General features: G+C 69.3%; 14 protein-coding genes, 2 rRNA genes and 1 pseudogene. 11 read left to right on the forward strand and 6 right to left on the reverse strand.

Annotation, left to right across the window (positions count from 1 at the left end; translation table 11 throughout):
* The first annotated feature begins 84 nt into the window (after positions 1–84).
* Positions 85–243, forward strand: coding sequence for a hypothetical protein (locus ASD33_RS33850; RefSeq protein ID WP_199863440.1), 159 nt, complete (start codon positions 85–87; stop codon positions 241–243).
* An 89-nt stretch (positions 244–332) separates the two neighbouring features.
* On the opposite strand, the gene ASD33_RS04885 is transcribed toward ASD33_RS33850, so the two are convergent.
* Together ASD33_RS04885 and ASD33_RS04890 are read right to left on the reverse strand one after the other, a co-directional pair.
* Positions 333–1,061 (reverse strand): phosphatase PAP2 family protein, encoded by a 729-nt coding sequence (locus ASD33_RS04885; RefSeq protein WP_056553618.1) that lies wholly within the window; start codon positions 1,059–1,061, stop codon positions 333–335.
* 220 nt (positions 1,062–1,281) lie between these two features.
* Positions 1,282–2,310 carry a bifunctional lytic transglycosylase/C40 family peptidase gene (locus ASD33_RS04890; protein ID WP_107103634.1) on the reverse strand — a complete coding sequence of 343 codons (1,029 nt, stop codon included), beginning with the start codon at positions 2,308–2,310 and terminating at the stop codon, positions 1,282–1,284.
* Positions 2,311–2,677: 367 nt separating this feature from the next.
* Between ASD33_RS04890 and ASD33_RS04895 the strand changes: the two genes are divergently transcribed.
* The 6 genes from ASD33_RS04895 to ASD33_RS04920 all read left to right on the forward strand — a co-directional run bounded on the left by ASD33_RS04895 (position 2,678) and on the right by ASD33_RS04920 (position 9,773).
* Entirely contained in the window at positions 2,678–2,986 is a 309-nt protein-coding gene (locus tag ASD33_RS04895) for a hypothetical protein (RefSeq protein WP_024757447.1), read from the forward strand.
* 98 nt (positions 2,987–3,084) lie between these two features.
* Positions 3,085–3,921 carry a hypothetical protein gene (locus tag ASD33_RS04900; RefSeq protein ID WP_056553621.1) on the forward strand — a complete coding sequence of 279 codons (837 nt, stop codon included), beginning with the start codon at positions 3,085–3,087 and terminating at the stop codon, positions 3,919–3,921.
* Positions 3,911–5,227, forward strand: a complete 1,317-nt coding sequence (locus ASD33_RS04905; RefSeq protein ID WP_056553624.1) for a hypothetical protein — start codon at positions 3,911–3,913, stop codon at positions 5,225–5,227. The genes ASD33_RS04900 and ASD33_RS04905 overlap by 11 nt, the downstream gene beginning before the upstream one ends.
* Positions 5,224–6,777, forward strand: coding sequence for an SCO6880 family protein (locus tag ASD33_RS04910; RefSeq protein WP_056553627.1), 1,554 nt, complete (start codon positions 5,224–5,226; stop codon positions 6,775–6,777). Before ASD33_RS04905 ends, ASD33_RS04910 begins: the two co-directional genes overlap by 4 nt.
* A 20-nt stretch (positions 6,778–6,797) precedes the next feature.
* Complete coding sequence (locus ASD33_RS04915; RefSeq protein ID WP_056553630.1) at positions 6,798–8,192, forward strand: ATP-binding protein; 1,395 nt, start codon at positions 6,798–6,800, stop codon at positions 8,190–8,192.
* Positions 8,193–9,773: a type IV secretory system conjugative DNA transfer family protein gene (locus tag ASD33_RS04920; protein ID WP_056553632.1), complete on the forward strand. Its 1,581-nt coding sequence runs from the start codon at positions 8,193–8,195 to the stop codon at positions 9,771–9,773.
* 42 nt (positions 9,774–9,815) lie between these two features.
* Here the strand turns inward: ASD33_RS04920 and ASD33_RS33855 are convergent, their stop codons facing one another.
* Both ASD33_RS33855 and ASD33_RS35690 read right to left on the reverse strand, forming a co-directional pair.
* The gene (locus ASD33_RS33855; protein ID WP_107103635.1) at positions 9,816–10,421 is read right to left on the reverse strand and encodes a GNAT family N-acetyltransferase; all 606 of its coding nucleotides are present in this window, start codon (positions 10,419–10,421) and stop codon (positions 9,816–9,818) included.
* Positions 10,395–10,943, reverse strand: a pseudogene (locus tag ASD33_RS35690) (GNAT family N-acetyltransferase); the annotation flags it as partial. The pseudogene ASD33_RS35690 and the gene ASD33_RS33855, both read right to left, overlap by 27 nt.
* Positions 10,944–11,078: 135 nt before the next feature.
* Between ASD33_RS35690 and ASD33_RS04930 the strand changes: the two are divergent.
* The 4 genes from ASD33_RS04930 to ASD33_RS04945 are packed head-to-tail and all read left to right on the forward strand — an operon-like array spanning position 11,079 to position 14,713.
* Positions 11,079–11,981, forward strand: coding sequence for an ATP-binding cassette domain-containing protein (locus tag ASD33_RS04930; protein ID WP_056553635.1), 903 nt, complete (start codon positions 11,079–11,081; stop codon positions 11,979–11,981).
* Complete coding sequence (locus ASD33_RS04935) at positions 11,978–12,799, forward strand: ABC transporter permease (RefSeq protein WP_056553638.1); 822 nt, start codon at positions 11,978–11,980, stop codon at positions 12,797–12,799. Before ASD33_RS04930 ends, ASD33_RS04935 begins: the two co-directional genes overlap by 4 nt.
* Positions 12,800–12,812: 13 nt before the next feature.
* Positions 12,813–14,048: a histidine kinase gene (locus ASD33_RS04940; protein ID WP_056553641.1), complete on the forward strand. Its 1,236-nt coding sequence runs from the start codon at positions 12,813–12,815 to the stop codon at positions 14,046–14,048.
* A complete protein-coding gene (locus ASD33_RS04945) occupies positions 14,045–14,713 on the forward strand; it encodes a response regulator transcription factor (RefSeq protein ID WP_056553644.1) in 669 nt (222 codons plus the stop codon). The genes ASD33_RS04940 and ASD33_RS04945 overlap by 4 nt, the downstream gene beginning before the upstream one ends.
* Positions 14,714–14,905: 192 nt before the next feature.
* Here the strand turns inward: ASD33_RS04945 and rrf are convergent.
* Positions 14,906–15,002 (reverse strand): 5S ribosomal RNA (gene rrf, locus ASD33_RS04950).
* Positions 15,003–15,085: 83 nt separating this feature from the next.
* A 23S ribosomal RNA gene (locus ASD33_RS04955) occupies positions 15,086–18,209 on the reverse strand.
* Between the last annotated feature and the right edge of the window lie 52 nt (positions 18,210–18,261).

The following is an 18,261-nucleotide window of genomic DNA, read 5'->3' on the forward strand; positions in this document are numbered from 1 at the left end:
CTCCCCACGGGCCCCGCGGGTCCGGGGGCACCCGATCCCATAACGACGGTCCGGGCGCGCCGTCACGCGCAGTACGGTGGTGGGGTGCACGCGCAGTCCCACCACACGACGACGACGGAGCGCGGCTCGTTCGCGCTGGCACGCTGCAGCTGCGGCTGGACGGGCCCGGCGCGAAGATCCAGAGACCGTGCCCGCACGGACGCGGCGGACCACCTGCGCACGACGACGGGCGAACAGCTCTGAGCGAGGCGGCGGGAGACCGCTGAGCGGGGGCGCGGGAGGCCTCCGGGTGGGGGCGACGGCGGGCGAGGACGCCCGAGCCGCGGTACCCGTTACGCCGCGAGGTCGTTCCTGCCGTTGTCCGGGCCGGTGGCCTGGCCGTTGACGCGCGGCTCCGGGATGCCGACCGCCTCCGGGCGCCGCGGCGCCTCGGCCCGGCGGGAGCGGACCAGCCGGGCACCGCGCGGCGAGCGGGCGACGGCGGACAGCAGCGGGGTGAGCAGCGCGAGCGCGAGCGGCGCCAGGAGCAGCGCCACCGCCGTACCGAGGGCGAAGCCGCCGATCACGTCGGTCGGGTAGTGCACACCCATGTAGACGCGCGCGAAGCCCTCGGCGAGGGCCAGTCCGATGGCGGCGAGCCCGAACCTGCGGTGGGCGACGAAGACCCCGACGCCGAGCGCCATCGCGAGGGTGGCGTGGTCGCTGACGAAGGAGAAGTCGGTCTTCCCGTCGACGAGGACCTCGAGGCCCTGGTGCTCCTTGAACGGGCGGGGGCGCTCGACGAAGCCGCGGATGGGGATGTTGACCAGGAGCGCGATCCCGGCCGCCAGCGGGGCCCAGACGAGTCCGGCGACGGCGGAGACGGAGTCGGCGAGGGTGCCGCGCCGGCGGACGCTCCACCAGCACCACAGCATCACCAGCACCATCGCGAGCATGATCCCGTACTCGCCGACGAACTCCATGACACGGTCGAACCAGGGCGGGGCGGCCTTGGCCAGCCCGTTGATGTCGTAGAGCAGGCCGACATCGGGGTTCGAACCGTCCGATGCGAGTACAGCCATCTGCTGCGGCCCCTTGCTCTCGTGTCTGTGTGTCCGGTTTCCAACCCCCGTGGTCAGAGCGCTCGGATCAGGGAACGAGTCGCCCGAGGCGCACGTTCCGTCTCTCAGGTGGATCATGACGACGTTATCGAAGAGTGACGGTTCTCCGCAGCTCAGGGCCCCTGCATGACGGAGAGTTCCGGCCATGTCCAGTACGGCCCCGACGGCCCGTCTCCTCCGCTCACCCCTCCGGGAAATGGGTCGGCAGCGCCGCCGCGCCCTCCTTGGTGACCCGGGTCGCGCCGAAGTAGTCCGGGGTGTCGATCCGGTCGAAGCGGATCACCGCTCCGGTGCGCGGGGCGTCGATCATGTACCCGCCGCCGACGTAGATGCCGACGTGCCGGATGGCCCGGGAGTCGGTCAGGTCGTCGGAGAAGAAGACCAGGTCGCCGGGGAGCAGTTCGTCGCGCGAGGGGTGCGGTCCGGCGTTGTACTGGTCGTTGGCGACGCGCGGCAGCTGGACGCCGACGCTGTCGAACGCGGCCTGGGTGAGGCCCGAGCAGTCGAACCGGCCGTTCTGCGCGGCCGTCCCGGTCCCGCCCCAGAGGTACGGGGTGCCGAGCTTCTGCTGCGCCCAGTGGATCGCCCCGGCCGCCTGCCGGGAGGGATCGACCCGGCCCAGCGGCCGGGCGAAGCTCTTCTCCAGGGACCGGATGATCCGCACGTAGTTCTGGGTCTCGCTGATGGGCGGGACCCCGCCGTTCCTGATGACCCGGTACGCGCCCGCGTTGTACGCCGCCAGCATGTTGTTCGCCGGGTCCCCGGGCACGTCCTTCACGTAACCGGCCAGCTCGCAGTCGTACGAGGCCGCCGAGGGGATCGCGTCCTTGGGGTCCCAGATGTCCCGGTCACCGTCCCCGTCGCCGTCCACGCCGTGACCGGCCCAGGTGCTGGGGATGAACTGGGCGATGCCCCGGGCGTCCGCGGAGGAGACGGCCCGCGGGTTCCAGCCGCTCTCCTGATAGAGCTGGGCGGCGAGCAGGGCCGGGTTGATGGCGGGGCAGAGGTTCCCCCACCGCTGCACGAGCCCCTGGTAGAGCGCCGGTACGGAACCCTTGGCGAGGGCCACGGTGCCGTTCTTCGCGCCGCCCGCGCCGCCGACGAGACCGGCCGCCGCCGAGTACGTACCGACGACGATCAGGACGACGAAGCCGAGACAGACCCCGAACGCCCCACCGCCCACCAGCCACGCCTTGCCGGCCCTACGCACCGTCAACCACCCCTCGGCCCATGCCAGTACGCCCCCGGGGGACAGTCTAGGTCGCCCGGTGCCCGCCGGGGCCGCTTGCGCGACACCCCCCGGTCACCTCGCCCCTGACGCCGCCCCAAGAGTGCAACAACGACAATCATTGCCCGGAGTCACTCTCCGTGATACACAGAGTGACCATACGCTTCCTTGCATAGAAACCGGCCGCACCACCGCAGGTCAAGACGGTCAAGTCGGTCAGATGTGCGGGGATCGGGTAAAGAGAGCCGCCAAGCCGTCACACGCGAGCGGTTTCATCAGCGAAGATAGGGCGATGACCCATGCCGTCCGGCAGGGCCAAACCAACTACCCCACAGGGGCGGTGAGTTACATGTACCTGGCGGCTGAAAAGGGCGACATCACCACCATCATCGGTGGAATCGCCCCGAACTGGGGGCCTTTCGGGAGCCTGGGCAACGAGGCCAAGGTGATGATCGAGGTCGTGATGGCCGTGGCCATCCTGCTCTGCCTCGGCATCGCCATCTGGGGAGCGGCCAAGCAGCGCATCGGCGCGACCGCCCTCCGGGACACGTTCAGCGCGGAACAGGGCAAGGGCCTGATCGTGGCCGGCCTGACCGGAGTCTTCATCATCGGCTCGCTGGGGACGCTGTTCACCATCGTGTACGGGATGGCCGTCTGAGTCCCCGTCGGACCCCGTCCTCCTGAGAATGCGTTCCTGATGTCCAGTCATGTTGCAGCACTGCCCGTACCGCGAACCAGTGAGGGGGCGTACCCGGCATGAGTCCCGGTGACGAGCACGACAGCTTCGGCGGCGTGGGCGGCTCGGGCCAGACCCGGACCCGCCTGCCCGAGGGCAACAGCGGCGACGTCTACGGCGGCGCCCGCCGCCCCGTCCGCAGCTCCCGCTCCCTCATCACGGTCGTGGGCGTGGTCGTCCTCCTCGTCGCGGCCATCGCCTTCGCCAACCGCGGCGGCGGCGAACCGGCGGACGCGGCGGGCCCCTCCGGCACCACCGCCGGCAAGGCGGCCCCCACAGCGGCGACGGGCGTCCGCCCGGTCACCGGCAAGAACGGCCGAATCCCCACCGGCTACACCCACGACGACCAGGGCGCCCAGAGCGCGGCGACGAACTACGCGGTGGCGCTGGGGTCGGCCGGCATGTTCCAGGACGGCCCCCGCGAGGACATCGTGCGCGCCACCCACGACCCCGCCGTCACGGACGACCTGGTGAAGCGGCTCGACGCCTCCTACACCGCCGACTTCCTCACCGGGATCGGGCTCGACGCGAGCGGCACCGCGCCCTCAGGCCTGACCTTCGTCTCCCGCACCATCCCCGTCGGCGCCAAGGTCCGGGACTACACCGACACCTCCGCGACGGTCGACGTCTGGTGCACCGGCCTGGTCGGCCTGGCCGGCGTCGGGTCGACCAAGCCCGTCACGTCCACCTGGTTCACCCTCACGCAGAAGCTCACCTGGGTCGGCGGCGACTGGCGCATCAGCTCGTCCAGCCAGACCGAGGGCCCGACCCCGGTCAACGGGGACAACCGCGCGTCCATGGCCGACGAGATCGCCGAGGCCGTCGAGGGATACGGAGGCTTCACCTATGCCCGCTAGCCGCAGACTGGCGGGCCGTGCGACGGCCACGCTCACCGCCGCGTTCCTCGCCGCACCGTTCCTCTTCTCCTCGTACGCCCAGGCGGCGCCCACGCCGACCCCGACGGGTCCCACGCCGAGCCCGAGCGCCACGGACAACAAGTGCGCCCTCATCGTGGGCCAGGCCAGGGAGCTGTGCGAGCGAGGCCAGAGCGGCGGCGCCGCCAACACCCCCGCCACCGACCCCACCGCCGCCGTCGACCCCCTCTCCTCCCTCGCCCGCGGCTGCGCCGACGCCGCCATCGCGACCATCGACTACCTCTCCAAGGCCGTCAAAGAGACCGCCGACGTCGACTTCACCAACCTCGAGTTCCTCGGCCGCTACGCCATCGTCTTCGCCGCCGCGACCTTCCTCACCCTGCTCCTCTGGCTCCTCGCGGTCGCCAAGCGCGCCATCCGCGGCGTCCCCCTCACCACCGCCTTCTCCGAGGCCATCGGATTCCTCTGGCTGACGGTCCTCGCCTCCGCCTTCACCCCGCTGATCCTCTACACCGTCGTCAATGCCACCGACGCCGTCACCGAGGTCATCGCCTCCGGCACCGGCCAGCAGACCGACGTCTTCTTCGGCAGCTTCAAGCAGGCCCTCCAGAAGGGCGACAGCATCGGTGGCGGCCCCATCATGCTGATCATCGTGTCGCTGGTGACCGTCCTCGCCGCCGGCGTGCTCTACCTGGAGCTGTTCCTCCGCGCCGTGATGCTGTACGTCGGCGCCCTCCTCGGCGTCGTCGTCTACTCCGGGCTCGTCGACAAGAACATGTGGGGCCACGTCCGCCGCTGGGCCGGCATCATGATCGCGATCATCATGGTCAAACCGGTCATCGTCATCGTCCTGGGCCTGGCCGGCGCACTCTCCTCCGGCACCGGCCCCGACTCGTTCTCCGCCGTCGTGTCCGGCCTCGCGATCATCCTGCTCGCGATCTTCGCCTCCGCGATGATCTACCGCTTCGTCCCCGGCTTCGGCGACGAGATCGCCGCCTCCCGCAACAACCGCCTGCACCGCGCCGGTGAGAACGCGGCCGCGGCCGTCATCTCCTCCCCCGCGTCCCTCGTCTCCCAGGGCATCAAGACGCACAGCTCCCGCGGCGACGGCGGCGGCCAGTCCCCCCAGGCCGCCCGCGCCGCCAACCCGATGTCCGGCGGCATGGCCGCCCACAGCAGCCGCGGCGGCGGTGGCGGCGCGACTCCCCCGCCCGCCCCCCGCAGCAGCAGTCCCACCGCGGGTACCCCGCACAGCAACCGCAAGAACTCTGGAGGTGCAGGGCGTTGACGACCCAGTCCCAGCCGGTCGCGCCCCGCCGTACGTATCTCGTGGGCCGCGCCCGGCCGAACGCGATCGTCGGCAAGAACCGCGAGACCGGCGAGATCGCCCTGATCATCGCCGGCGCCTTCCTCGGCATGATGAGCGGACTCCTCGTCCCTCTCCTCCCGCTGCGGATCGCACTCCTCGCAGGCCTGCCCATGGTCGCCATCGCCGCCGTGTACGTCCCGTACAAGCACCGCACCTTCTACAAGTGGTTCGAGATCAACCGCAGCTACAAGCGGATGCTCAAGCGCGGCACGGCCTACCGCTCCGTCGTCACCGAGGCCGGCACCCGCCTCGACGGCCGCGAGGTCGAGGTCGGCCCGCCGCCCGGCATCGGCCGCGTCGGCTGGCTCGCCGCCCCCTTCGGCCCCGACGAGATCGCCGTCCTCCTGCACGCCGACCGCCGCACCGTCACCGCCGCCATCGAGATCGAGGGCCCCGGCGTCGGCCTGCGCGACAGCGAGGACCAGGAAGCCCTGGTCGACCGCTTCGGCACCCTCCTCAAGCACGTCGCCAACGGCGACGGCTTCGTGACCCGCCTCCAGATGCTGGCCCGCACCCTCCCCGCCGACCCCGACGCCCACGCCAAGGACGTCGGCCAGCGCGGCGACCCGCACGCCCCCGCGTGGCTCATGGAGTCGTACGACCAGCTCCAGTCCATGGTCTCCACCTCCAGCGAGCAGCACCGCGCCTACCTCGTCGCCTGCATGCACTACACGCGCGAACTCGCCGCCGAGGCCAACGCCATGGCCCGCGCCGCCCGGCACGCCTCCGGCGCCCGCAGGCTCGACCGCGACGCCGGCCTCGCCGTCGTCATGGCCCGCGAGCTCACCGACATCTGCGCCCGCCTCGCCGAGGCCGACATCCGCGTCCGCCAGCCCCTCGGCCAGTCCCGGCTCGCCTCCCTCGTGCACTCCATGTACGACCCGGACCACCCCATCGACCACATCCAGGCCATGACGAAACGAAACGCTTGGCCGGCCGAACTCGACGCGATGGAACCGACGTACCTCCAGGCCAAGACCCGCGAGTCCTCCACCCGCGCCCCCTGGTGCCACGCCACCGCCTGGGTGAAGGAATGGCCGATGACCCCGGTCGGCGTGAACTTCCTCGCCCCGCTCCTCGTCCACACCCCGGACGTCATCCGTACGGTCGCCGTGACCATGGACCTGGAGCCCACCGAGGTCGCCATCGAGCGGATGCTCACCGAGAAGACCAACGACGAGGCCGACGCCAGCCGCGCCGCCAAGATGAACCGCACGGTCGACCCGCGCGACATCGCCGCCCACGGCCGGCTCGACCAGCGGGGTGAAGATCTCGCCAGTGGCGCGGCCGGAGTGAACCTCGTCGGGTACATCACGGTGTCGTCGCGTTCGCCCGAGGCCCTGGCCCGGGACAAGCGCACGATCAGGGCCTCCGCCGGCAAGTCGTACCTGAAGCTGGAGTGGTGCGACCGCGAGCACCACCGGGCCTTTGTGAACACCTTGCCGTTCGCGACCGGCATCCGCCGCTAGGGCCGAAGGGGCACAGACCGATGCGAGATCCGCTGTCCGTCCTCACCGATGCCTTCACCTCCTTCGTCCTCGGGAAGGTGGAGACGACCCGCCTGCCCGTCCGCACCTCCACCGGGCAGGCCCAGGCCGTCTACCTGCCGACCGCCGCACCCGGCCTCGGCGACTCCGGCGTCATCATCGGCCGCGAGGTCTACAGCGGGAAGGGGTACATCTACGACCCCTTCCAGCTGTACGGGCAGCAACTGCCCGCCCCGCACTGGCTGGTCCTCGGCGAGTCCGGCAACGGCAAGTCGGCGCTGGAGAAGACGTACGTGCTCCGCCAGCTCCGCTTCCGCGACCGGCAGGTCGTGGTCCTCGACGCCCAGGGCGAGGACGGCGTCGGCGAATGGAACCTCATCGCCCAGGAGCTGGGGATAACCCCCATCCGCCTGGACCCGATGGTCGCCAACGACTCCGGGATCCGCCTGAACCCGCTCGACCCGTCGATCACGACCACGGGCCAGCTCGCCCTGCTCCGTACGATCATCGAGGTGGCCATGGGCCACGGCCTCGACGAGCGCTCCGGCTTCGCGCTCAAGGTCGCCCACGCCTACGTCACCGAGCACACCACCGACCGGCAGCCGATCCTCACCGACATCGTCGAGCGCCTCCGCCACCCCGAGGCCGAGTCCGCCGAGGCGATGAACGTCGACATAGACGACGTACGAGCCTGGGGCCTGGACGTCGCCCTCGTCCTGGACCGGCTGGTCGACGGTGACCTCCGGGGCATGTTCGACGGCCCGACGACCGTCGGCATCGACCTCGACGCGCCCCTGATCGTCTTCGACCTCTCCCACATCGACCGCAACTCCATCGCCATGCCGATCCTCATGGCGATCGTCGGCGTCTGGCTGGAGCACACCTGGATCCGCCCCGACCGGAAGAAGCGCATCTTCCTGGTCGAGGAGGCCTGGCACATCATCAACAGCCCCTTCGTGGCCCAGCTGTTCCAGCGGCTGCTGAAGTTCGGCCGACGCCTCGGCCTGTCCTTCGTCGCCGTCGTCCACCACCTCTCCGACGTCGTCGACGGAGCGGCGGCCAAGGAAGCGGCGGCGATCCTCAAGATGGCCTCCACCCGGACCATCTACGCCCAGAAGGCCGACGAGGCACGCAACACCGGCCGGGTCCTCGGCCTGCCACGCTGGGCGGTCGAGATCATCCCGACCCTCACCCCCGGCATCGCGGTCTGGGACGTCAACGGCAACGTGCAGGTGGTCAAACACCTCATCACCGAACGGGAACGCCCGCTCGTCTACACGGACCGCGCCATGACCGAGTCCTCGGCCACCGATCCGGAACTGGAGTGGGAGACGGAACAGCGCGCGATCCTCATCGAGCAGCAGATGAACGGCACTTCGCAGTCGACGGTGGCATAGATGGAATCGGCACGGAAGGGAGGGGGCGGAGGCGGAGGCGTCTCCGACGGGCTGCTGCTCAGCCTCTTCGCCCTCCTCCTCTGCCTCACGGTCCTGGTGTGGACGGCGACCGGCCTCTCCGGTCTCTTCTCCCACGGCGCCTGGCCGCAGGGCGTCGCCTTCACGGGCACCCCGTCGGCCCTGCGCTCCCTGGCGACGGCCCCGACGGACCTCCCGGCGGCCTGGCCGTCCACCCCGCCGGGCCAGCTGTCGGGGTACGGCCTGTTCTGGGGCCTGCTGATCGGCGAGGCGATGATCCTCCTCGTCCTCGCGGTCTTCGCCCTGGGCACGGTGGCCCGCTGGCGAGCGGTCAGGGCGAACAGGAAGGCGGGCGTGTACACCCCGGACCGGGAGCCGGCCCGCGAGGAGCCCGTACGGGAATCCCGCAGGCCCGTACGGGAGTTCCCGGAGCCCGTACGGGAGACCCCGGGGCCCGCAGCACCCCAGGACCCCCTACGGAAGCCGGAGAAGCCCGTACGGGAGCCCGCGGAGCCCCTACGGGAACCCGCGCCCCCGGCCCCCCGCCGCCCGGCGACGGAACACCCGCCGACCCCCACCCCGGCCCCGACACCAGCCCCGGCTCCCGCACCGCCCCCGAGCCCAGCCTCCACAGGAAGCACCCGCACCCTCTACGGCCCCCCGGAAGCCCGCCGCCCCGCCGCCGTACAGGCGATCCGGGACGCCGAGGGCGCGGTCCTGGTCGTCACCTCCGACCCCACCGTCTGGTCCGCCACCAAGGACGCCCGCGGCAAACTCGGCCCGGTCCTCGTCCACGACCCCGGCCACCTCTGCGACACCCCGGCCCGCCTCCACTGGTCGCCCTCCGAACACTGCGAGGACCCGGAGACCGCCAAGCAGCGCGCGGTCGCCCTGCTGGCCCCCGTATGCCCACACGCCCGCCTGGACGCGGCCACCGCCGACACCGCGGAAACGCTCCTGCGCTGCTGGCTGCACGCCGCCGCCGTCGACGGACGCCCCTTCCGCCAGGTCCACCGCTGGGCACAGGGCGCGGGCGCCCACGAACCGGTACGCATCCTCCGCAGCCACCCGAAGGCCGCCTCCGGCCACGCCGGACTCCTCGAAGCGGCCCTCACCGCCCACCCGGAAAGCCGCCGCCTGGCCCAGGAACTGACGGCCCGTGCGCTCTCCGCGCTCTCCTCGGTCCACATCAGGGAAGCCTGCACCCCGAATCGAACGGATTCGCTGGCCCTGGCATCTTTCCTCCCCGAAGGGGGCACCCTCTACGTGGTGGGGGAACCGATCGAGGATCCCCGCACCCACCCCGGCGCGATGCCGCTCCTCACGGCGCTCGCCGCAAGCGTGGTCGAGCACGGCCGCCGCATGGCCGCACGGTCATCCGACGGTCGGCTCGACCCACCACTGACGCTCGTCCTCGACGACGTCGCCGCCGTGGCCCCGCTGCCCCAGCTCCCCGAGCTGCTCGCCACCGGCCACACCCAGGGCCTCCCGACCCTCGCCCTGCTCCGCTCCCGCGAACAGGCCCGCTCCCGCTGGCCGGAGTACTCCCCGCACCCCGCCTGAGGGTGTCGTGTCCGGCCGCCGGCCCGACACGACACCCGCCCCTCAGACCGGCCGCCGCAGCTCGTGCTCCAGGTCCCGGGGCTCACCCGAACCCAGCGTGTCCGCCCGGCCGCCCGTCGCCACGAAACCGAACCGGCGGTACACGGCCGCCGCCCGCTCGTTCTCCTCGTGCACGAACAGCCGGACCCGCTCCACCAGCGGCGCCGGCCGCGCCCACGACCACTCCACGGCCACCCGCAGCAGCGCGTCCACCAGACCGCCGCCGCGTGCCTCCGGACGCACGTACACACCCACCACATCGGTCTGCGGCACCGTCACCACGTCACCGAAGAGCGTCCGCCCGTCCTCCGGCCGCTCCACCAGCACCGTCACCGTGCCGACCCAGCGCCCGTCGGCCGCCTCGGCCACGAACTGCCGGATCCACGTGCCCCGGTCCTCCGAACCGCCCTCGGCCCGCTCCTGCCAGAAGGCGTCCGGCCGGGCCGCCGCCTCCTCGTACGACTCCACGAAGGCCAGCGCCGCCACCGGGTCCCGCAGGGCCGCGAGCCGCAGCTCCCGCACCCGCTCCCACTCGTCGGAACGGATCGCCCGCAGCGCGTACTCCCCGTGCCGGACGGTCGGCCGCCCCACCTCGTACTCGACCTCCATCGCCCTGTCGTGCCCCGGCACCGGCACCCGCACGCCCGAGGCCGTGAACCCGAACCGCTCGTAGAAGGCGGCGGCCCGCGCGTTGTCCTCGTGGACGTACAGCCGCGCCCGCTCCACCGGCTCCGGAAGCGCCCAGGACCACTCCAGGGCCGCCCGGAACAGCGCGTCGACCGCACCCGTCCCACGGACCTCGGGGCGCACATAGACACCGACGATGTGCGTCTGGTCGGCCTTCGGCACCGGCCCGAACGTCAGCTCCGCCCCGGCCCGTTCCACCAGCACCGAGACGGTCCCGACCCAGCGCCCGTCCGTGGTCTCGGCCACGAACTGCCGCACCTTCCCGTCACCCGAGTCCGACGCGGCCGCCGCCCGGTCCCGCCAGAACTCGTCCGGACGCGCGACGGCCGCCTCGTACGTGTCGAGGAACGCCAGGTGCGCGACCGGATCCCGCAGGGCCGCGAGGCGGATCTCGCGGGTCCGCTCCCACTCGTCGGCACGGATGACACGTATCGAAAGGTCCATGGCCCGATCCTCCGACGCCCCCACCCCCGCCGACAAGGCCTTTTCCCCCTCGTCGTACCCCGGTACTACGCCCGCCGCCCCGCCCCCGCCCCCGGTCGGACGCCCGGCCGCCCGCCGCTCCCTACCGTCGAAGACATGATCCGAGCAGAGAACCTCACCAAGAGGTACGGGGACACCACCGTCGTCCGCGACCTCAGCTTCACCGTCCACCCGGGCACCGTCACCGGCTTCCTCGGCCCCAACGGCGCCGGAAAGTCCACCACCCTCCGCATGATCCTGGGCCTCGACGCCCCGACCCGCGGCCACGCCACCGTCGACGGACTCCCCTACGCCCGGCACGGCGCCCCGCTCACCCGCGTCGGCGCCCTCCTCGAAGCCCGCTCCGTGCACCCCGGCCGGACCGCCCACCACCACCTCACGGCCCTCGCCCACACCCACGGCATCCCCGCGGCGCGGGTCGAGCGGGTGCTCGCCCTGACCGGTCTCACCCAGGTCGCCCACAAGCGCGTGAAGGGCTTCTCCCTCGGCATGGGCCAGCGCCTCGGCATGGCCGCCGCCCTCCTCGGCGACCCGGCCACCGTCGTCCTCGACGAACCGGTCAACGGCCTCGACCCCGAGGGTGTCCTCTGGATCCGCACCCTCCTCAAGTCCCTGGCCGCCGAGGGCCGTACCGTCCTCGTCTCCTCGCACCTGATGAGCGAGATGGCACTCACCGCCGACCACCTGATCGTCATCGGCAAGGGCCGGCTCCTCGCCGACACAACGGTCGACGAACTCGTCCGCACCTCCGGCGGCAGCTCCGTCAGGGTCGTCACCCCCGAGGCCGACCGGCTGCGCGGCCTCCTGCCGGGCGCCGGGATCACCGTCGATGCCCCCGACACCCTTCTCGTCACCGGCCCGGACGCCCCGGAGATCGGCCGCACGGCCGCCGCCCACGGCGTCCCCCTCCATGAACTCACCCCCCAGGCCCCGTCCCTGGAGCAGGCGTTCATGGCCCTCACCCACGACTCCGTCGAGTACCAGGGAGCCCCCGCATGACGACCACCACCCTCCCCGAGGCCACCCCCGACACCACCCCGAGGACCCCCGGCACCGGGACCGTCACCCTCGCCCGGGTCGTCCACTCCGAGTGGCACAAACTCCGGACGCTCCGCTCCAGCTGGATCACGGTCCTCACCGCCGCCGCGCTCGTCCTCGGCGTCGGCGTCCTCATGGGCACCACGTACACCTCCGACGGCGGCGACTCCGACGTCGACACCGTCGTCCTCACCCTCTACGGCTCCCAGCTCGGCGCCATCGCACTCGCCGTCCTCGGCATCCTCGTCACGGCCGGCGAGTACGCGACGGGCACGATCCGCGCCACCCTCACCGCCGTCCCCACCCGCCTGCCCGTCCTGTGGGCGAAGGCCGCCGTCTTCACCGGCACCGTCCTCACGGTCACCTTCGTCACCAACGTGCTGACCTTCCTCGCCGCACAGGTCTTCCTCTCCGACACCGACCAGGCCGCCTCCCTCACCGACGACGGCGTCCTCGCCGCCCTCGCGGGCAACGCCGTCGGCCTCACCCTCCTCGGTCTCATCGCCCTCGGTCTCGGCGCGGGCCTCCGCTCGGTGCCGGGCGCGATCGGCGCCTTCGTCGGCGGGGTCCTGATCGTCCCCGAGATCCTCGGGATGCTCCCTTACGGGGCGATGGAGACGGCCGTCCGGTACTTCCCCACCCAGGCGTCCGGCGTCCTCGGCTCCGCCACCCCGCTGCCGGACGCCGCCTCCCCCGGCGCCGCGCTCCTCGCCCTGCTCCTGTGGGCGGCGGTGGCACTCGTGGTCCCCGCGCTGTTGCTCAAGCGCCGGGACGTATGAGGATGATGACGGGGTGACCACGCACACCACGGGAACGACTGGCCTCAGCGGACGCGTCCAGCACCTGCTCACCCTGGTCCGCGCCGCCGACGCCCGCCGCCCCTGGATCTGGGACGCCGCCCTGACCCTCTTCTGGACCGGGGCGGCGCTCGTGGACGCGTCGGGCGGCTGGCGGACCACCGCCCCCGACCCGACCGTCCCCACCTGGCTGGTGGTCGTCCTCAGCCTGTGCCTGGCCCTCCCCCTCTTCCTGCGCCGCCGCCGGCCGATGGCCGTGCTGACCGTGATGGCCTGCGCGGCACTCGGCAGCGCCGTCTCGGGCGCCTTCCTCCAGGCCGTGTACCTCCAGCTGATCCCGCTCTTCCACCTCGCGCTGGTACGCCGGCCGCGCACCCTGCTCTGGGCCCTCGCCCTGCTCCTGCCGCCGCTCGTGACGGGCGCCGTCCTGTATCCGCGCGGCAGCTGGGACCAGCACGTCGTCCCCACCCTGTCGACGTACGCGCTGGTCTCCCTCCTCGGCATCGTCGTCCGTTCCCGCAGGGACCACACCGCCGCCCTGGTGGACCGGGCCCGCCGTCTGGAGATCGTGCGCGACCAGGAGATCCGGCTCGCGGCGGCGGCCGAACGCACCCGGATCGCCCGCGAGATGCACGACATCATCGGCCACAACCTCTCGGTCATCACCGGCCTCGCCGACGGCGGCCGTTACGCGGCGGCGAAGAGCCCCGAGCGGGCCGCCCAGGCCCTCGACGCCATCGGTACGACGAGCCGCGAGGCCCTCGCCGAACTCCGCCGCCTGCTCGGTGTCCTGCGCGACGACGAGCAGGAGGCGGCCCGCGACCCCCAGCCGACCCTCGCCGACCTCGACACCCTGATCACGGGCGTACGCAAGGCGGGCCTGCCGGTCCGTTACGAGGCCCACGACGACGTCCCGAACGCCCAAGTCCTCCCGCCGGGCGCCCAGCTGACGGTCTACCGGGTGATCCAGGAGGCCCTGACCAATACCCTGAAGCACGCGGGCGAGGGGGCGAAGGCGACCGTTCTGCTGACGTACACCGCGCGGGAGGCCAGGGTGGAGATCACGAACACGAGCACGCGCACCCCCGCCCCGGCCTCGTCGCCGGGCCAGGGGCTCACGGGCATGCGGGAACGCGCGGCGCTCTACGACGGCACACTCGACAGCGGCCCCCTGCCGGCCGGCGGCTGGCAGGTCAGGCTCCGACTCCCCCGGGAGGACTCCCCCTCGTGACGACCGTTCTCATCGCCGACGACCAGCCGATGCAGCGTTTCGGCTTCCGCATGCTGCTGGAGAGCCAGGACGACATGACAATCGTCGGGGAGGCCTCGAACGGCACCGAGGCGATCCGCCTGGTCGACCGGCACCACCCCGACGTCGTCCTGATGGACATCCGGATGCCGGGCCTGGACGGCATCGAGGCCACCCGCCGCATCATCGCGACGGGCGCCCGCAGCCGGATCCTGATCGTCACGACCTTCGATCTCGACGAGTACGCGTACGACGGCCTGCGCGCCGGCGCGAGCGGCTTCCTGGTGAAGGACGCCCAGCCGGAAGAGCTGCTGGCCGGCATCCGCGCGGTGGCGAGCGGGGACGCGGTCGTCGCCCCGAGCCTCACCCGCCGCCTCCTGGACGCGTACATCCACCACCTGCCGCAGTCCCCCGCGGCCGATCCCCACCCGGAGGACCCCCGTCTCGCCTCCCTGACGGAACGGGAACGCGAGATCCTCACGGTCATCGGCCAGGGCTGGACGAACACGGAGATCGCCGAACGGTTCCACCTCGCGGAGTCGACGGTGAAGACCCATGTGGGCCGCATCCTGTCGAAGACGGGCGCCCGGGACCGGGTGCAAGCGGTGATCCTGGCCTACGACACCCAGCTGGTCACGCCGGCCTGACCCGGAAGGGTTCCGGAAGGTTCCGGAACCCTTCCGGGCCGTAAACGCAGAAAAGCCCCGCACCATGAGGTGCGGGGCTTTCCCACAATGATTGTTCGGCGGCGTCCTACTCTCCCACAGGGTCCCCCCTGCAGTACCATCGGCGCTGAAAGGCTTAGCTTCCGGGTTCGGAATGTAACCGGGCGTTTCCCGTCCTACTCTCCCACAGGGTCCCCCCTGCAGTACCATCGGCGCTGAAAGGCTTAGCTTCCGGGTTCGGAATGTAACCGGGCGTTTCCCTAACGCTATGACCACCGAAACTCTATGAAGTTAACCAACCGGATATCRGCACGGTTCGTTACTTCAGAACTAACACAGTGGACGCGAGCAACTGAGGACAAGCCCTCGGCCTATTAGTACCGGTCAGCTCCACCCATTACTGGGCTTCCACATCCGGCCTATCAACCCAGTCGTCTACTGGGAGCCTTACCCTCTCAAGGAGGTGGGAATACTCATCTCGAAGCAGGCTTCCCGCTTAGATGCTTTCAGCGGTTATCCCTCCCGAACGTAGCCAACCAGCCATGCCCTTGGCAGGACAACTGGCACACCAGAGGTTCGTCCGTCCCGGTCCTCTCGTACTAGGGACAGCCCTTCTCAATATTCCTACGCGCGCAGCGGATAGGGACCGAACTGTCTCACGACGTTCTAAACCCAGCTCGCGTACCGCTTTAATGGGCGAACAGCCCAACCCTTGGGACCGACTCCAGCCCCAGGATGCGACGAGCCGACATCGAGGTGCCAAACCATCCCGTCGATATGGACTCTTGGGGAAGATCAGCCTGTTATCCCCGGGGTACCTTTTATCCGTTGAGCGACGGCGCTTCCACAAGCCACCGCCGGATCACTAGTCCCGACTTTCGTCCCTGCTCGACCCGTCGGTCTCACAGTCAAGCTCCCTTGTGCACTTACACTCAACACCTGATTGCCAACCAGGCTGAGGGAACCTTTGGGCGCCTCCGTTACCCTTTGGGAGGCAACCGCCCCAGTTAAACTACCCATCAGACACTGTCCCTGATCCGGATCACGGACCGAGGTTAGACATCCAGCACGACCAGAGTGGTATTTCAACGGCGACTCCACAACCACTGGCGTGGCTGCTTCAAAGTCTCCCACCTATCCTACACAAGCCGAACCGAACACCAATATCAAACTGTAGTAAAGGTCCCGGGGTCTTTCCGTCCTGCTGCGCGAAACGAGCATCTTTACTCGTAGTGCAATTTCACCGGGCCTATGGTTGAGACAGTCGAGAAGTCGTTACGCCATTCGTGCAGGTCGGAACTTACCCGACAAGGAATTTCGCTACCTTAGGATGGTTATAGTTACCACCGCCGTTTACTGGCGCTTAAGTTCTCAGCTTCGCCACACCGAAATGTGACTAACCGGTCCCCTTAACGTTCCAGCACCGGGCAGGCGTCAGTCCGTATACATCGCCTTACGGCTTCGCACGGACCTGTGTTTTTAGTAAACAGTCGCTTCTCGCTGGTCTCTGCGGCCACCCCCAGCTCAGAGTGCAAGACTCATCACCAGACGTGGCCCCCCTTCTCCCGAAGTTACGGGGGCATTTTGCCGAGTTCCTTAACCATAGTTCACCCGAACGCCTCGGTATTCTCTACCTGACCACCTGAGTCGGTTTAGGGTACGGGCCGCCATGAAACTCGCTAGAGGCTTTTCTCGACAGCATAGGATCATCCACTTCACCACAATCGGCTCGGCATCAGGTCTCAGCCTCAATGTGTGACGGATTTGCCTATCACACGGCCTACACCCTTACCCCGGGACTACCACCGCCCGGGCTGGACTACCTTCCTGCGTCACCCCATCGCTTACCTACTACCACCTTGGGTCAGCGGCTCCACCACTTTCCTTTCCCCGAAGGGTCCGGAACGGCTTCACGGCCTTAGCATTAATGGGCTCGATATTGGGCGTTTCAAAGCGGGTACCGGAATATCAACCGGTTGTCCATCGACTACGCCTGTCGGCCTCGCCTTAGGTCCCGACTTACCCTGGGCAGATCAGCTTGACCCAGGAACCCTTAGTCAATCGGCGCACACGTTTCTCACGTGTGTATCGCTACTCATGCCTGCATTCTCACTCGTGAACCGTCCACAACTCGCTTCCGCGGCTGCTTCACCCGGCACACGACGCTCCCCTACCCATCACAGTCCCCGTTGGGGGTAYGTACTGCAATGACACGACTTCGGCGGTACGCTTGAGCCCCGCTACATTGTCGGCGCGGAATCACTTGACCAGTGAGCTATTACGCACTCTTTCAAGGGTGGCTGCTTCTAAGCCAACCTCCTGGTTGTCTCTGCGACTCCACATCCTTTCCCACTTAGCGTACGCTTAGGGGCCTTAGTCGATGCTCTGGGCTGTTTCCCTCTCGACCATGGAGCTTATCCCCCACAGTCTCACTGCCGTGCTCTCACTTACCGGCATTCGGAGTTTGGCTAAGGTCAGTAACCCGGTAGGGCCCATCGCCTATCCAGTGCTCTACCTCCGGCAAGAAACACACGACGCTGCACCTAAATGCATTTCGGGGAGAACCAGCTATCACGGAGTTTGATTGGCCTTTCACCCCTAACCACAGGTCATCCCCCAGGTTTTCAACCCTGGTGGGTTCGGTCCTCCACGAAGTCTTACCTCCGCTTCAACCTGCCCATGGCTAGATCACTCCGCTTCGGGTCTTGAGCGCGCTACTGAATCGCCCTGTTCGGACTCGCTTTCGCTACGGCTTCCCCACACGGGTTAACCTCGCAACGCACCGCAAACTCGCAGGCTCATTCTTCAAAAGGCACGCAGTCACGACCCATTGAGTAAACTCAATGAGCGACGCTCCCACGGCTTGTAGGCACACGGTTTCAGGTACTATTTCACTCCGCTCCCGCGGTACTTTTCACCATTCCCTCACGGTACTATCCGCTATCGGTCACCAGGGAATATTTAGGCTTAGCGGGTGGTCCCGCCAGATTCACACGGGATTTCTCGGGCCCCGTGCTACTTGGGTGTCTCTCAAACGAGCCGTCAATGTTTCAGCTACGGGGGTCTTACCCTCTACGCCGGACCTTTCGCATGTCCTTCGCCTACATCAACGGTTTCTGACTCGTCTCACAGCCGGCAGACTGTGAAAGAGAGATCCCACAACCCCGCATGCGCAACCCCTGCCGGGTATCACACGCATACGGTTTGGCCTCATCCGGTTTCGCTCGCCACTACTCCCGGAATCACGGTTGTTTTCTCTTCCTGAGGGTACTGAGATGTTTCACTTCCCCTCGTTCCCTCCACATGCCCTATGTGTTCAGGCATGGGTGACAGCCCATGACGACTGCCGGGTTTCCCCATTCGGAAACCCCCGGATCAAAGCCTGGTTGACGGCTCCCCGGGGACTATCGTGGCCTCCCACGTCCTTCATCGGTTCCTGGTGCCAAGGCATCCACCGTGCGCCCTTAAAAACTTGGCCACAGATGCTCGCGTCCACTGTGTAGTTCTCAAGCAACGACCAGCCACCCATC

This window comes from Streptomyces sp. Root1304, from assembly GCF_001426405.1.
In the GTDB taxonomy this organism is placed as follows: Bacteria; Actinomycetota; Actinomycetes; order Streptomycetales; family Streptomycetaceae; genus Streptomyces.